The sequence below is a fragment of the Shewanella gelidimarina genome (genome assembly GCF_023283945.1).
GTDB classification, from domain to species: Bacteria; Pseudomonadota; Gammaproteobacteria; order Enterobacterales; family Shewanellaceae; genus Shewanella; species Shewanella gelidimarina.
Genome location: NZ_JAKIKW010000004.1, coordinates 20,847 through 37,241, shown reverse-complemented (window position 1 = coordinate 37,241; position 16,395 = coordinate 20,847). Strand labels below are relative to the sequence as shown.

Here is a 16,395-nt window from a genome sequence, read left to right as displayed (position 1 = left end):
CAAGCCGTAAAGCAGGATGAGTAACTTAAACATTAAGTTACTCATCCCTATTTACACCAATACCGAAGGGGCGTTAAGTGTCAGTTTTTAAAACGATTGGACTCACCATTGCGCTATTGCTGCACTCAGTGCCTACCAGCGCTACTGAACTCAACAATCAGAGCACCGAGCTACCAATAACACTACAAACACTGCTTGAAAGTACTGGCCGAGAAAATGTTATTAACCTCGTTCAATTAGGTGTTCTAAACCATGCAAATCTGAGTCAATCAGGCGCTGGTAATGGAGCAAACTTAATCCAAATGGGTAGCAACAACCACGCTGACATTATCCAGTATGGTCAAGATAATGAAGTTGAACTTTTACAAGCTGGAGCTGATAACCGAGCTAACATCACCCAAATTGGTAATGATAATTTAGTGCAGATTAATCAGTTAGGAAGTGCCAGCTTTTCGATTGAACAGATTGCAGACGGCGCAGCAATCACAATTACTCAATACTAAACAGGGAGCATCTAATGAGATCGCAAACAAAAAAAACCATGATTGCACTAGCTATTACTGCAAGTTTTAGCCTTAGCAGTAATGCATTTGCCGACACATCAAACACAGCCACAATTACACAAACTACTGTTACCGCTGGCAATGTCGTGGGTCAAGACGCCACTGTGATCCAAACAGGTGACTTACATACCGCAGACGTCAACCAACAAGGTGACGATCAATCTGCAATCGTGATCCAGAATGGAGTTTGGATAGAAGCTTATGTTGACTCTAAGGGTAATGGCAACACTGTTGACGTTGAACAAGCTGATGATTGGCATATAAGTACCACTAATATTGATGGCAATGACAACAAGGCAACTGTCATGCAGCTCGACTTCTTTAACGAAAGCACCACTGATATCACTGGCAATGGCAACACGAGCCACGTGATGCAAGACGGTGCTCAAAATGAAGCGGTTGTTGAGCTCTTAGGAGATGAAAACACGAGTATTGTGAACCAAGAGGGTAGCAGTAACTTTGGTGTTTTTAGAGTTGAAGGCAATGGTAACGATGGTGACATCACTCAAATGGGCGATAACAACGTTGCCGGTTTAGTGTCGTTAAACATTACGCCAAACGTGGGTTATAACAATGATGTTGAAGTCTTCCAAGAGGGTAATGGTAACTTAGGGGCTGTGAAAGGTGTGGCCGGTGACGGCAACAATTTTGTAGTCTCTCAAGAAGGTGATAACAACACAGGTTTTGTATATTCGCTGGTGGGTTCAGAAAATGAGATTGAGATTGACCAAGTTGGTAATAGCAATACGGCATACTTTGCCTTTACCGCTGGTGATGACAATGACATTGAAGTGAATCAAGACGGTAACACTAACACTATTGGTGATTCCTTAACTGCTGAAATTCAAGGTAGTGATAATGTCTTACGTGTAGACCAAGATGGTAATAATAATGGTGCTGAATTTCAAATCCTAGGAGATGAAAATAACATCTCTTTAGATCAAGAAGGCGAAACTAACTTTGCTACATTCGCCGCTTATGGCGATGATAACGACATCAGCATCATCTCTGATGGTGACAATAACACCGCTGTTGCCTTTACAACTCTGAATGACAACCAAATTGAGATCTCACAAGAAGGTGATGACAACTACAGCTATGCTGACGTGACAGGCTTTGATAACGAAGTCGATATCGAACAAGATGGCAACGAAAACGAAGCCTTAGTAACTGTGGTAGGTTTTGACAATACTGATGTTGAGATGACTCAAGATGGTGACCTTAACTTGATTGATTTGATTATTGTTGGCGATGAAAATAGCGCATTGATCACTCAAAATGGCGACAGCAACTGGGTCGGTGGCGAATCTGAAGAAGCGTTCCTAGTTGATGGCGTAAACAATAGCCTAACGATTGCACAAGCAGGTAATGATAACTTCGTAAGTGGTTCTCAAACCGGTGCCAATAATGCAATTTCAGTCAGCCAAACTGGTGACTTTAACAGTGCGACAGTAATGCAAAACTAAATTATTCATCCATTAAAAAGGGAGCTTAGGCTCCCTTTTTTTGTACTTGTTATATTAAGAACATAACTCAAATTGGCTTTGATAGGTTTGCGCCCAGCGCAATAACTCAACTCGATTACGCGACTGGGTCTTTCTAAATATTGAAGATATATGTGCTTTGACTGTGTGTTCACTTATACATAGTTGATGTGCAATTTCTTTGTTTCGTGCACCACTGGACACTAACTGAATGACGGTTCTTTCTCGGTTGGTCAGCATTTGTAGCATAGCAATCGTATCTTGATCTTGAACCACTTCGTTACTGCTATCTAAACGTTTCACCAAATGACTAAACATTTCACTCAGTAAAGCCCGTTCATACCAAAGCTCATTCGCGACCATTTTTTTAAGTCCTGTCAATAACAGGTCCATGCCTTGATCGGCATATAAAAGGCCTTTTATTCCTAGCAGTAGTGCTGCTTTAGGATCTAAAGAATCTCGTTCTACCTGATATAATGCGATTGGGAACTGCGACACTAATCGAGCAGCAACGATCGGAATGCCTTTGCTATCTAACGCCGTGCCTTTTTGGGCTACCATATAAAAGCGATTGCAGTCTTTTGCAACAACCAGGTCAGAAGGCTTTTTGATTACTCTGGTTTTAATACCAATAGAATCCGCTAATATGGCCAAGTGGCAAGGCGCTGCAACTTGGTGGATGAAGACTAGTTCATCTATTTTACTCATTGAGTTCTCTCCCTGAAATGAAATCATCTAACGCTATAGATGAACCACCCATACTCGTCCTTATGAATGAATGCTCTTTATACTCTAGGTCACCCAAGAGGATTTAACATTAATACAACAAATCAGTACTAATAGCTATATAAAAAGCCCCCTGCAACCGAAAACACCATACAAATGCAACTACACCACACTTACAACCAAATCATTTTATATCAACAACTTAATCGCATAAAACGCAAAAGTTAGCGGCAAAATAAATTTTACCGCTACTCATAAAAACCAATAATAAGACTCTTTATGAATTGACTGGAGTAAGCTCTTTTGCGATCAATTCAGCCGAATTCCAATAGCCCATTTCAAGCCCTTTTTCCACCAGTTCAAATACAGCTAACTCAATAGCTTGCAAGACACAAAACTGCACCGGCTCATTGGTTGTAAAGCCAATTTCTGCTTCAGCTAGTCGATTTAGGCTCGTAAATCGAATCAGTCCGGCACGCATTTCCTGAGAAAATACTCGCTTAGTGGTCGAGACCGACATCATAACCTTACCTGTATGAACATCGACAGCACGGAGATAGATCGTCACTTGGTCTTCTCTATACATCTCAGATGCACCGATACCATAATATTCAACTCCCGACCCACCGGTACTGATATTCGTTTCGTAGCTGATAATGCCACCCTCTAACAACAACCTCGCATTAGTCAGTTGTGGCACATCCTCTTTTTTAGGTTTTTTGGGTTGTTTCTTGGTGATTTTCCGTTCAGTTAACAGGTTTTGTAACCCTTCTCGTTCCACTGGGGTAAACCACTTAGAGTCCAATAATGTTTGCACCAACATTGATGTCGCTCCCTGAGTTACCGCAGTAGAGAAGGAGCTCACGTTTTGCTGTGGTTTATATTGCCCGGTTTGATCTCTAAATGAATATACCGCTACAGGAATAGGGTACTTTGGGCCTGGTTTTGCCACTAATTTTCGCATCGTTTCACTGGTTGGATTTAACTGCGCTTCACTGATATTTAACTCTGGTTTGGGAATAAGACTACAAGCAGATAAGCTGGTGAGTAACAATAGGCTAATTAATAATTTCATCCGTTATCCTCCGTAGGAAGGCATTTCAATCACGGTGACCTCACCTGTCAGTAGATTGGTAATCGTTAACATCACACCACCGCCTATTGAGGCAACTTCAATCCTAAAGTCTCCAGTATCGTAAGTACCATCGGTAATTTCTCCACTGGCAACCCCACGAGTAATGGTATTCATGATGTTTCGCTCTAATGATTCTTTAAAGCGAGTGACAAAATCTTTTTCAGCATTTTCTGCAGTATGGTCGTTCTGTGCATTGGCTTTATTCAGCAGGTAGGAGCCATTTAATGCTGAACCGCCAAAACTAGGGTTAATCGGGGTATAAACTAATTCAGTGGCTTGAAGAGGGCTCGCTACTAATAAAGTAGCGAGAATTAACATCCTGTTATTCATTGTTATTATCCTAATATCCGTCAGCATTATCAGCAAACTCAGCTGTAATTGCATTTGCTCTTACCTGAGCTAAATAATCAATTGTCAGCAAAATGGCTTGTTCTGCTCGTTCCTTTATCGGGCTAGCTCGGCGTCCAAAGTGAGTCCTATAAATTGTTACCCCATTTACTTCTAAGCGAAGTAACGTACCGGCCTGAGGGAAAACAGTTTCGTAAAGTGTGACATTAAAACCTTGGGTAAACGGCAGATCACGCCAATAACTTGCGTAGTAAAAGCCAAAATCTTTACCGAAGCGAGTTAATGTACGGTCAATCATTAGACCACTGATTTCAATGTCACTATCTTCCGCCATCGATGGTATCGCGCTACTAATAGTCAATAGCAATACCAGTAATATTCCTCGCATATTCAGCACAATCCTTGTTGAATAATCTGCAGTCGATCACCGTTAATTTGACTTGATTCGTGTTTGAGAACTGGCAGCTCTGTGTCATTTTTCTACCCTACCAGCAATTGGTGATAGTTGATGTCTCAAACAGAACGAATTGCCAGTCAAAACGAAGAACTAACACAAAGGAGTAGTACTTTTAGGTAGGGTGTTGATAGTGGAATAAGGGAAATTTAAGCATTAAAAAACCCAGCAAAAATGCTGGGTTAGTTATGATTTAGATGCTTATTCTTACATTACTGTAATTACAGGGATCTAAAATGGGATATCGTCATCCCAACCATCATCCAAATCTGGAGTCACGTTTTGCTGTGGCTGTGGAGCAGGACGCTGCTGAGGTGCCGCAGGGGCTGCCTGAGGCTTAGGCGCATAACCACCTTGTTGTGGCGCTTGGTAGCCGCCTTGCGCAGGTGCTTGCTGCTGTTGTTGTGGTTGTGGTTGCTGGTAACCGCCTTGTGCAGGAGCTTCCTGAGGCTTAGGTGCATAACCACCTTGCTGAGGAGCCGCTTGCTGTGGCTTAGGTGCATAACCCCCCTGCTGAGGTGCTTGTTGAGGTTGCTGGTATCCGCCTTGTGCTGGTGCACCAGGAGCTTGACCTTGACCACGACCACCTAACATTTGCATTTGACCGCCTTGATCAACAACAACTTCAGTGCTGTAGCGATCTTGACCACTTTGGTCTTTCCACTTACGCGTCTGTAGCTTACCTTCAAGGTAAACTTGAGAGCCTTTACGCAAGTATTCACCCGTGATTTCGGCTAGCTTGCCAAACATCACTACGCGGTGCCATTCTGTGCGTTCTTGTTTTTGACCTTGTGGGTCTTTCCAAGATTCGCTTGTCGCCACGGTAATGTTGGCTACGGCATTGCCGTTCGGCATGTAACGAACTTCAGGATCTTGCCCTAAATTACCTACCAAAATTACTTTATTGACACCACGACTGGCCATTGAAATCTCCTGCTAAATTTATAAATTTTTACTAATCGACAGAGCGTAACACAGCTCTGGCTTCTCTCAAATCGAAATGGTCATCTACTCTTAAATAAGCCACTTTCTCTTCAAGTACGACTATGGCCTCAACAACGCCGGTTAACGCTGACAATTCTGTTGCCATTGCTTTTGCACCAGATCTGTCACTGACCTCTGCCTCTAGGGTGTAACTCTTCAGCAACACTGGATTTTTCATACCAAAAGTCAGGACAAACCAAACGCACATTAAGCCTAATGCAACCGCAAAGACCCCTTCTGCGCCCACAAGCTGATAGGCACCACCACCCAATAAACCACCGCAAAATGCGCCTAAAAATTGGCTAGTAGAATATACGCCCATGGCTGAACCTTTGTCGCCAGCAGGACAAAACTTAGCAATCAGACTTGGCAAAGAGGCTTCAAGGTAATTAAAACCTGTAAAGAACAGGACCACTGCAATACTCAAGACCAGCAGATTGTCGGCAAATAGTGCCATCGAACCCAATGCGACCATCATGATCAGCAGTGCAATTTGAAACGTTGCTTTAGTATTATTACGCTTAACACCAATAATAATCAGCGGCACCATTAAGAAAAATGCGCCCATGAATGCAGGGAAATACAGCATCCAATGTTCCTCTTTGGCAAGCCCGGCATCGACTAAATCCAAAGGGAGTGCAACAAACACCGCGGTTAACACCAGGTGCAAAATAAAGATGCCAGCATCAAGTCTAAATAACTGCGGGTCGACCAGCATACGACGCAGCTTTTCAGGTGCTGCGACGGTGTCGCCTTTAGGGGCTTGTGAAATAGGGTCTGGCACTAATAGCTGTACGATCAACATGCCTAGAACAGCTAAGCCTGCGGTCATAAAGAATAAGCCTGACAAGCCTAAATGCTGCGCAACGATGGGGCCGACTAAGAGTGATAATGCAAAGGAGAATCCAATACACATGCCGATAATGGCCATCACTTTAGTACGTTGTTCATCGCGGGTTAAATCGGCGGCTAACGCCAGCACCGCGGCGGCAATAGCGCCCATACCTTGCAAGGCTCGCCCCGCAACAACGCCATAAATAGTGTCTGCATTAGCAGCAACCAGACTACCTAGAGCGAAGACCAGCAACCCGATTAAGATAATGGGTTTACGGCCGAATTTATCAGATAAGATCCCCATAGGGATTTGAAGAATTGCTTGCGTTAAGCCATAGGCACCAATAGCAATACCCACCCATAATGGTGAGAAGCCTTCTAGATGCTGTCCATAAAGTGCGAAGACAGGCATGATCATAAATAGACCCATCATGCGTAATCCAAATACACTCGCTAAAGAAAACGCGACTTTTTTCTCAGTCTTGGAAAGTCCGTTATTGGCCATTGCCCCCGCCCTGATCAGTGAACTCTAATTAAGTCGCGCAGTTTACCACGAAGTTTTTCATTAACCCAAAAGGAAAAGTAAAAGATGTATAGTCAAGTCACCTTTTGAGCATTAACAGCAAAGCCGCATGCTCTCTTGGTTTCCTTTGTTTTTCCTGCAAAATCGATATATGTCTCCTACAATTGATAACTCACTTTGTCTATTGCCTCGCTCGGATTTGTGAGATACTTAACCACTTTTTTCGGCTTTGAGATCTGAACGCTAGATGGAATATATTGAAGTACGTGGCGCTCGAACCCACAATCTTAAAAACATCAACCTAACCATACCCCGCAACAAATTAATTGTTATCACCGGGCTATCAGGTTCAGGCAAATCCTCATTGGCATTCGATACCTTGTATGCTGAGGGGCAACGACGCTATGTAGAGTCATTATCCGCCTACGCTCGTCAGTTTTTAAGTTTAATGGAAAAGCCCGATGTTGATCACATCGAAGGTTTAAGTCCCGCTATTTCTATCGAGCAAAAATCAACTTCTCATAACCCACGCTCGACCGTGGGTACGATTACCGAAATTTATGATTACTTAAGACTGTTATTTGCCCGGATCGGTGAACCGCGTTGTCCAACTCATGGCGAACCATTGGCGGCGCAAACTGTCAGCCAAATGGTCGACAAAGTACTTGAGATGCCAGAAGGCAGTCGCCTCATGTTACTTGCCCCAGTGGTTAACGCCCGTAAAGGTGAACACGTAAAGCTACTCGAAGGCTTATCGGCACAAGGTTATATTCGTGCTCGAATTGATGGTGAAGTGTGGGATTTGACCGATCCACCAGAGCTCGACCTACATGTAAAGCACACTATCGAAGTGGTCGTGGATCGCTTTAAGGTCCGTGATGATATTAAACAACGCTTAGCTGAGTCATTCGAAACGGCACTGGAACTCTCTGGTGGTATTGCCAAAGTGACCAGTATGGACCCTGTAGAAGGTAAAGCTAAAGCAGAAGAGCATGTCTTTTCGGCTAATTTTGCCTGCCCTGTGTGTGGCTATTCCATGGCTGAACTTGAACCGCGTATATTCTCGTTTAACAACCCGGCAGGAGCTTGCCAAACCTGTGATGGTCTTGGCGTTCAGCAGTATTTTGATCCCGAAAGAGTGATAACTAATACTGAACTGTCACTTGCGGGCGGTGCCATTCGAGGTTGGGATCGACGTAACTTCTATTACTTCCAAATGCTCACCTCATTAGCCGATCACTACAAATTTGATATTGAGAAGCCCTTCGAGCAACTCACGGATGATGTCAGAAATATTGTGCTGTATGGCTCTGGAACACAAAGCATCGCGTTCAAATATATCAATGACCGCGGCGATGTCGTAGTCAGGAATCACCCTTTCGAGGGGATTTTAAATAACATGGATAGGCGTTACCGCGAAACAGAATCCAATGCGGTACGCGACGAACTCACCAAGTTTGTTAATACTCAGTCTTGCCAAAGCTGTGGTGGATCACGTCTGCGTGAAGAAGCGCGTAACGTTTTCATTAATGAGCTCAATCTGCCGGTGTTAACACATTGGTCTATTGGCGAAGCCATGAACTATTTTGACAATCTTGAGTTAACAGGTCAGCGCGCTCAGATCGCCGACAAGATCTTAAAAGAGGTGCGTGAACGTTTAGGCTTCTTAGTCAACGTAGGCCTTAACTACCTTAGTTTATCGCGCTCTGCCGATACGCTGTCAGGCGGAGAAGCTCAGCGAATTCGTCTTGCAAGTCAAATTGGCGCCGGACTCGTGGGCGTTATGTATGTATTAGATGAACCCTCTATTGGCTTACATCAACGTGATAATGAACGTTTGTTGCAAACGCTAATTCATCTGCGAGATCTCGGTAATACGGTTATTGTGGTTGAGCATGACGAAGATGCCATTCGCATGGCCGATCATGTGATTGATATCGGTCCTGGTGCAGGCGTACATGGTGGACAAGTTATTGGCGAAGGCACGCTGCAAGATCTGCTGGAGTGTAAAGAGTCTATTACTGGCCAATACCTATCGGGTGAAAAACAGATCCACATTTCAACTGAGCGAACCGAATTCGATCCTGAGCAAATCATCGAGCTATTTGGTGCCTCAGGTAATAACTTGCAAGATGTTGATTTACAGATCCCTGTCGGACTATTCACGTGTATTACCGGGGTTTCCGGCTCAGGTAAATCGACTTTAATCAACGACACTTTTTATAAAATTGCCCATATAGAGTTAAACGGCGCTACCGTTGATGAACCCGCACCGTACAAGAGTATTGTCGGTATGGATCATTGCGATAAAGTGGTTGATATTGATCAAAGCCCCATTGGCCGCACACCGCGTTCTAACCCCGCAACCTATACCGGTATTTTCACCCCAATTCGTGAGCTATTTGCGGCGACACAAGAGTCACGTACTCGAGGTTACCTACCAGGACGCTTCTCATTTAATGTTAAAGGCGGTCGTTGTGAGGCTTGCCAAGGTGATGGACTGATTAAGGTAGAGATGCACTTTCTACCCGACGTCTATGTGCCGTGTGATGACTGTAAAGCTCAACGCTATAACCGTGAAACCTTAGACGTACGCTTTAAAGGTAAAAACATTCACGAAGTGCTACAAATGACGGTAGAAGAAGCAAGACCTTTCTTCGATGCCATTCCTGCCGTGGCGCGTAAGCTACAAACTCTCATGGATGTTGGTTTGTCATATATTCGTTTAGGACAAAGTGCCACTACGCTCTCAGGCGGCGAAGCTCAACGCGTAAAATTGGCAAAAGAGCTCTCTAAACGTGACACCGGTAAAACGCTGTACATATTGGACGAACCCACCACTGGATTGCACTTTGCTGACATCCAATTATTGCTTGATGTATTGCACCGCCTTAAATCGCATGGCAATACCATTGTGGTGATTGAACACAACTTGGATGTTATCAAGACCGCAGATTGGATTATCGATCTCGGTCCTGAAGGAGGTTCTGGTGGTGGTACGATTTTGGTCGCAGGTACACCTGAACAGGTCGCTGAAAATACCGAATCCCATACTGCCCGCTTTTTAAAGCCGCTTTTAGCAAAGTAAAAGAGACTCATTAGCTTAATGCCAAGTAGTAATATTTTATTAGCCACAGGCCTAGTGTTCACACTAGGCCTGCTCATTTTGGCTGTGGTTGACCCATTGTTTGGTCAATGTAAATCTATCAAAGCACGAGTGATTAACAGTAATCATCAAACCAGTACTATCGCACTGCCTAATGGTTCAGTCGCACGTGTACCAGTAGGTAACTTAGAGGAAGAATCGCATGTACAGGTTGGGGTAAAACAGCGCCTATTCTCAGGTACTAGCGAATACAAGTTAACCTCCACCCCTCCGTTGTTACTCAATGAGCAAGCTAGCGATAAAAAAAAGTCGCTATAGCAAAGCGATATATGTAGGGTAAACGGCAAGGTAATGTTTATATTGACTGGCATAGGGAAATTGCATGCGGTGTTTATTAGCGGCGATTGTTTGCTCGACTCTTATTGCTTGCACCAGTGTCCCTCACTGCAATAAGCATCCACAATCTCGTTGGGCTGACCATACTCAAATCAGCGCCGATATAACACAACTGGCCTCAAATGATTTTGCAGGACGAGATACGGGGTCAGAGGGTGCAGCCTTAACAAGGCGCTATCTCATTGATCGCTTTCAACAGATTGGCCTTACACCATGGCAAGGCGACTACCAGCATCCCTTTAGTTACTCAGCCTCTTTTTCTGACAAAATTGGGATTAATATTGCTGGAGTAGTATTAGCGCAAACACCAACAAACCAATGGCGAATTGTGTTGGCGCATTACGACCACCTGGGCAGCAAAGGATCGCGAATTTATCACGGTGCCGATGATAACGCCTCCGGAGTATCAGGTTTACTGCAATTAGCTCAGCACGCGGTCACTCAAGCAAGTGATATCAATCTACTCTTCGTCGCCACGGATGCAGAAGAGCCAGGCTTATACGGCGCCTACGCGCTAGTTGATAAGTTTGCAGAAGTTAATACCCAACCCCAAATATCCCAAATAGAACTTGCCATTAATTTAGACATGATAGGACGCCCCGATAGACGTTATGCTATCTATATTGAAGGGGCAAGGCGCTTTGATTCATTTGAACTCATGCAACAATCTATAACGCAGTCAAACCAACTTTGCGTTAAAACCAGACATCCGAGATCATTTGATGGCAGTGTTATCAGTGTTGATTTTTTAAGGGCATCTGATCATTACCCTTTGCATAAAGCAAACATCCCTTGGCTTTACTTTGGGGTACCCACGCATAAGGATTACCATCAACCGAGTGATACAGCGGATAAAATAGATATTAGTTTTGTTGCTGCTGTAGCTGAATCTGCTTACCAACTACTGATTATTGACAGTTTACTTCTCCAAAATAGCCCTTAGAAACGATGATTATTGATTTTCATGCCTAGTTAAACCACTAATTGGCCTACAAATTGCTTAGTAATCAATAAAAATAGCAGCATAAAATGGTAATACCAATTGCACCCTGCTATAATAATCGGCTTACTGATAAATGTTTCGGTGCGGGAAGTCGACACGGGGTTGATTTTCTGTCTATAAAAACCCAGGCGTAAATATTGCGCTCGCTATTCCACAAGGCTACAACCCATGTCATCCAATGAAAAAACTTTCCGCGAACTCGGTCTTTCCGAGCCTTTGTTGCGTGCTCTTGACGAGCTCGGTTATGAAAAACCAACGCCAATCCAAGCCGCGAGTATCGATCCTCTCATGGCCGGAAAAGATATTTTAGGTCAAGCACAAACAGGTACAGGTAAAACAGGTGCATTTGCACTACCTCTACTGAACCGCATTGACCCAAAGACTAATTCTCCACAAATTTTGGTACTTGCACCAACACGTGAACTTGCAGTGCAAGTTGCTGAAGCTTTTGCAAGTTATGCAAAATTTATCCAAGGTTTGCACGTTCTGCCTATTTACGGCGGACAAAGCATGCAACAGCAATTAACGGCATTACGTCGTGGACCACAAATTATTGTGGGTACTCCAGGTCGCGTTATGGACCACATGCGTCGTGGTACTCTTAAGCTAGACTCGCTTAAAGCGATGGTGCTTGATGAAGCCGATGAAATGCTAAAAATGGGCTTCATCGATGATATCGAATGGATCCTTGAGCACACACCTAAGCAACGTCAACTCGCATTATTCTCAGCCACTATGCCTGAGCAAATTAAGCGTGTTGCGGGCAAATATTTAACTGAACCTGTACACGTTAAGATTGCGACAACAACAACTACTGTTGAAACAATTGAACAGCGTTTTGTACAAGTATCACAACACAACAAACTAGAAGCGTTAGTACGTGTTCTAGAAGTTGAGAAGACTGAAGGTATTATCATCTTCGTTCGTACTCGTAACAGTTGTGTTGAACTAGCTGAAAAGTTAGAAGCCCGCGGTTATGCTTCATCGCCACTACATGGTGATATGAATCAACAAGCACGTGAACGTGCAGTTGATCAGCTTAAACGTGGCAAGCTAGACATTATTATTGCAACCGATGTTGCAGCTCGTGGTCTTGACGTTGAGCGTATTGGACACGTAGTAAACTACGATATCCCATATGATACTGAAGCTTACGTTCACCGTATCGGCCGTACTGGTCGTGCTGGTCGTACAGGTATGGCGATTCTTTTCGTTACACACAGAGAAATGCGTATGTTGCGCACTATCGAACGTGCAACTAATAGCCGCATCTCACCAATGGACGTACCTAGCCCTGAGACAGTGACCGAGCGTCGTCTTTCTCGCTTAGGTGAGCAAATTTCTGAACTGATCGCTAAAGACTCTTTAGACTTCATGAAAGGTGCAGTCGCTAAATTATGTCAAGAGCTAGAAGTTGATACTGATTTACTTGCAGCAGCATTGCTACAGCAAGTTCAGAAAGATCGTCCTCTACAATTGCCATCAATTAACGAACGTCAGCGTGATAGCCGTGATGAGCGTAACACTCGTGACCGCAATGATCGTAGTGACCGCGCTCCTCGTGAACGTAGTGACCGTCCAGATCGTCCACGTCGTGAATCTCGCCCTACACCGTCTAGTATCGGTCTAGCTGATTCATTGAAGGACAACCCAGATGTTAAGATGTGCCGCTATATCATTGACGTAGGTCGTGAGAATGGCGTTGGCGTTGGTAACATTGTGGGTGCTGTTGCGAACGAAGCAAACATCGACAGCCGTTACATTGGTCAAATCCAATTGTTTGATCATGTCACTGCGATAGACCTTCCAGACGGAATGCCAAAAGACGTACTTGATCATCTTAGAAAAGTACGTGTATGTGGCCGTCCATTGAATATTCGCGAAGCTGCGGGTGAAACATTCGATAACACTGCAGGTGGTGGCGATAGCCGTCCAGCACGTCGTCCTCGTAAACCTGCAGGTGCTGGTGCAAGTACTGGCGCTGGCGACCGTCGTCCTTCTGGTGACAAAAAGCCGCACCGTAAAGGTCCAGCTGGCGAGTAATTTCGCAAAGGTAACAGAATAATGTCAGTTTCTACTTATTAGAAACTGACCTAGATGTTGCAAACATAAAATCAATTTTATCCATCCGTGGAAAATTGACATAAAAAAGGAGCCTATGGCTCCTTTTTTGTTTTCAAATTACTATCAAGTCTCAGTAAATTAACCGTCGTGGCTACGCATAGAGCGTTATACCTGTAAGCCCTCTTAATCGATTCTTTTGTACTGTTGAGTATCTTCTTGCTGCTTCAATGCCTTTATACATGCCTGGCAGAGGCAGGATTTAGACTCTAATAGAGGATTAACTCGTTCTGTACTTACCGCAAGCTCAAGGACAACCTTAGATGGAAATGCTTGCGAACGACACCAACATTGTTCAATGCTCTTACCCTGCAATACTGAACATCGATTTTGGGACTGACATAGTGGGCAAATGGAAGGATCTGTCGTCATAATATATTGTCCGCTTATTTGACTAATCGATCTGAGGGATGATTTACCCCGTCACAAAGAGTCACACCCGTTAACTCGTAGGGGTTAACGCCCTCAATACAACCCACATTAACACCAAACTGGTTTGGATTTGAGCGCCGTTGATGGTGGGTATATATTCCGCAAACGCTACAAAAATAGTGTTTAGCGGTACCTGTATTGAATTGATACAGCGCGAGTTTATCCTTACCCGCAACGACCATAATCCCATCAAGCTCAGCAGAAGTGACGATGGTGCCACGACGCCTGCACATAGAGCAGTCACAGCGCCGCAAATCAATAATGCCATCGGGCAGGTTAAGCGCCAATTTAACCGCACCACAATGACAACTGGCTGTATGTGTCTGTTTCATCGTTGTTCCTTATCTTTGCTGGCCGTTAATGTAACAAAAAGGGTTCGCGTTAACGAACCCCATTTCTAAGCAAAATAAATCCCAACTTAAGCTTAGAGATCTAACCACCAATATAGCCATTAATCACTGCGTTTAGGATTGTTCCCATAAGCTTTGCTACCAAGTTCAGGTTTACCGTCAACACTGACGCCATAGTAGCCCTGGTGCTTATGATACTTGTCTTTCAGTTGCTTTATATCACCCGTAAACCTTGGGTCTTGTGGGCGCTCTTGTGCATTAATATATGCCGCAACGTCCCAGGCTTGTTGATTACTCAACTGAACACTTTTGCTAAATGGCATGTTTTCATAAATAAAGTAAGCCGCGGTATTAACCCTATGCATACCCGCGCCCCAATTGAAGCTCTGTGGCCCCCAAAGTGGTGGTAATGAGTAAACCCCTGCACTCTCATAACCTTGACCATCAGCGCCATGACAAGACTGACAGTGAGCCTGATAAACCTCACTGCCGCGCTTAGGTGAGTACGCCAACTTAGGTGCAGCAATTTTAGGGAATCCCTTTCCTGGCAGTGCAGCACGCTCAGGCTGAGTCATTGCAGTTTTTACGGCTTCAGGTAGTAGCATATCTTCGCGCTTACCCCCTTTAATGAGGTCACTATCAGATAATTCAGCGACTGCTGTCGTGATCCCAGCTTGATCCATTAAACCACTCATGCCGAGCCAGTAAGAATAAGCCGAGAGCGCGACCAGCTCTTTGCTGCCTGACGCTGGCGGTGTGCCATTCATTGAGTAAGTGAAACACCCTTGAAGACGCTCTTCATAGCTATTCACTTTATCGTTTTTCTTGCGATAGGCTGGATAGGCAAAGTATGCAGCCCATAGTGGAGCGGCATTGGCATGACGCCCCGCATCCATATGGCAATTCGAACAGTTGAGATTATTACCGACATAGCTGTCTCGCATCTGCTGTGAATTAACAAATAACTGATAACCTAAGCGAACTTTATCGCCAAATTCACCTTGGGGAATCGAGCTTAAATCTCTAGGGACTAAATAGGCTTGGCCAACTTGCTTGACCTTAGCAACAAGCTCAGTCTGTTTATCCGGCAGTTCTTCCGCTTGTACGAGTAAGCTAGGACTAAGGCTAATAATGAGCCAACTTAAATGAGATACTTTCATGGTTAACCCCTTATTTTAATTCTGCGAAATACTTCGATAATGCATCAATTTCGGCACTTGTAAGTTTGTCAGCAATAGCCCCCATCACACCATCTTGATCGCCACTGCGGGTATCTTTCTGCCACGCCATCAACTGGTTCTTAATGTAGGATGCTTGCTGACCCGCAAGCCGAGGGAATTCACCCACACCAAGCCCTGAAGGTCCATGGCAGGTAACACAAGCTGGGATCACTCGTTGCCAATCACCTTGATAGACTAGCTGCTCAGTTGGATCCTCATATACCGCTTTTTCACCCCGTAGATGAGGCGTGACGATAGGCACGTCGAATGATGAAAAGTAGTCAGCAACAGCATAAACAGCATCCCCCTGGAGGGTCATTGACATAGGCTGCATGGTCGCATTCTGTCTTTTACCGGTCTGAAATAGTTTGATCTGCTTGGCGATATAATCAGAAGACAGCCCCGCTAATCTTGGGCCAAGAGGGTCTACACCTTGCCCTTGAGAGCCATGACAACTGCCACACAGTGCAGCCGAAGGCGGCATCGCCGCATAAGAAGATGCACTTAGCACCAATAAAGCACACGCTATCAGTCCACGTTTCATTTTTATATCTCCATCAGTTGATGGTTTTAACAATAGCGCTTCTGAGAAGTAATTGCTCATTTATCAAATACAACGAACAGATCTAACCAAAATATGAAGTCACGTTACGAGAAATTAATGTTGTTCATAACCCCCTTAATAAGAAGTCAGCAATACTTACTTTTAGCCTTTT

16 protein-coding genes are annotated in these 16,395 nt (G+C 44.3%); 6 read left to right on the top strand and 10 right to left on the bottom strand.

Annotated elements, in window-relative coordinates:
• Positions 1–77 precede the first annotated feature (77 nt).
• Positions 78–503, top strand: coding sequence for a curlin (locus tag L2729_RS05165; RefSeq protein ID WP_101092442.1), 426 nt, complete (start codon positions 78–80; stop codon positions 501–503).
• A gap of 14 nt (positions 504–517) precedes the next feature.
• Positions 518–2,029, top strand: a complete 1,512-nt coding sequence (locus L2729_RS05160) for a curlin (RefSeq protein WP_248987292.1) — start codon at positions 518–520, stop codon at positions 2,027–2,029.
• A gap of 54 nt (positions 2,030–2,083) precedes the next feature.
• On the opposite strand, the gene L2729_RS05155 is transcribed toward L2729_RS05160, so the two are convergent.
• The 6 genes from L2729_RS05155 to L2729_RS05130 form a co-directional block, all read right to left on the bottom strand.
• A complete protein-coding gene (locus tag L2729_RS05155) occupies positions 2,084–2,755 on the bottom strand; it encodes a helix-turn-helix transcriptional regulator (RefSeq protein WP_248987291.1) in 672 nt (223 codons plus the stop codon).
• A 295-nt stretch (positions 2,756–3,050) separates the two neighbouring features.
• Positions 3,051–3,848 (bottom strand): CsgG/HfaB family protein, encoded by a 798-nt coding sequence (locus L2729_RS05150; RefSeq protein WP_248987290.1) that lies wholly within the window; start codon positions 3,846–3,848, stop codon positions 3,051–3,053.
• 3 nt (positions 3,849–3,851) lie between these two features.
• On the bottom strand, positions 3,852–4,238 hold the full coding sequence (locus L2729_RS05145; protein WP_248987289.1) for a curli assembly protein CsgF: 387 nt from the start codon (positions 4,236–4,238) through the stop codon (positions 3,852–3,854).
• A gap of 10 nt (positions 4,239–4,248) precedes the next feature.
• Positions 4,249–4,590 (bottom strand): curli production assembly/transport protein CsgE, encoded by a 342-nt coding sequence (locus L2729_RS05140; RefSeq protein WP_248987458.1) that lies wholly within the window; start codon positions 4,588–4,590, stop codon positions 4,249–4,251.
• A 351-nt stretch (positions 4,591–4,941) separates the two neighbouring features.
• Positions 4,942–5,634: a single-stranded DNA-binding protein gene (ssb, locus tag L2729_RS05135; protein WP_248987288.1), complete on the bottom strand. Its 693-nt coding sequence runs from the start codon at positions 5,632–5,634 to the stop codon at positions 4,942–4,944.
• Between the two features lie 31 nt (positions 5,635–5,665).
• Complete coding sequence (locus tag L2729_RS05130) at positions 5,666–7,033, bottom strand: MFS transporter (RefSeq protein WP_248987287.1); 1,368 nt, start codon at positions 7,031–7,033, stop codon at positions 5,666–5,668.
• A 265-nt stretch (positions 7,034–7,298) separates the two neighbouring features.
• Between L2729_RS05130 and uvrA the strand changes: the two genes are divergently transcribed.
• From uvrA to L2729_RS05110, 4 genes are all read left to right on the top strand, one after another.
• Positions 7,299–10,139: an excinuclease ABC subunit UvrA gene (gene uvrA / locus L2729_RS05125; RefSeq protein ID WP_248987286.1), complete on the top strand. Its 2,841-nt coding sequence runs from the start codon at positions 7,299–7,301 to the stop codon at positions 10,137–10,139.
• An 18-nt stretch (positions 10,140–10,157) separates the two neighbouring features.
• Entirely contained in the window at positions 10,158–10,475 is a 318-nt protein-coding gene (locus L2729_RS05120) for a hypothetical protein (RefSeq protein ID WP_248987285.1), read from the top strand.
• Between the two features lie 64 nt (positions 10,476–10,539).
• A complete protein-coding gene (locus L2729_RS05115) occupies positions 10,540–11,496 on the top strand; it encodes a M28 family peptidase (protein WP_248987284.1) in 957 nt (318 codons plus the stop codon).
• 228 nt (positions 11,497–11,724) lie between these two features.
• Positions 11,725–13,599, top strand: a complete 1,875-nt coding sequence (locus tag L2729_RS05110) for a DEAD/DEAH box helicase (protein WP_248987283.1) — start codon at positions 11,725–11,727, stop codon at positions 13,597–13,599.
• A 204-nt stretch (positions 13,600–13,803) separates the two neighbouring features.
• On the opposite strand, the gene L2729_RS05105 is transcribed toward L2729_RS05110, so the two are convergent.
• The 4 genes from L2729_RS05105 to L2729_RS05090 form a co-directional block, all read right to left on the bottom strand.
• A complete protein-coding gene (locus L2729_RS05105) occupies positions 13,804–14,049 on the bottom strand; it encodes a cysteine-rich CWC family protein (RefSeq protein ID WP_248987282.1) in 246 nt (81 codons plus the stop codon).
• A gap of 14 nt (positions 14,050–14,063) precedes the next feature.
• Complete coding sequence (locus L2729_RS05100) at positions 14,064–14,441, bottom strand: GFA family protein (RefSeq protein ID WP_248987281.1); 378 nt, start codon at positions 14,439–14,441, stop codon at positions 14,064–14,066.
• Positions 14,442–14,560: 119 nt separating this feature from the next.
• Positions 14,561–15,619, bottom strand: coding sequence for a c-type cytochrome (locus L2729_RS05095; RefSeq protein ID WP_248987280.1), 1,059 nt, complete (start codon positions 15,617–15,619; stop codon positions 14,561–14,563).
• Positions 15,620–15,629: 10 nt separating this feature from the next.
• Positions 15,630–16,223 (bottom strand): c-type cytochrome, encoded by a 594-nt coding sequence (locus L2729_RS05090; RefSeq protein WP_248987279.1) that lies wholly within the window; start codon positions 16,221–16,223, stop codon positions 15,630–15,632.
• Positions 16,224–16,395: the final 172 nt, after the last annotated feature.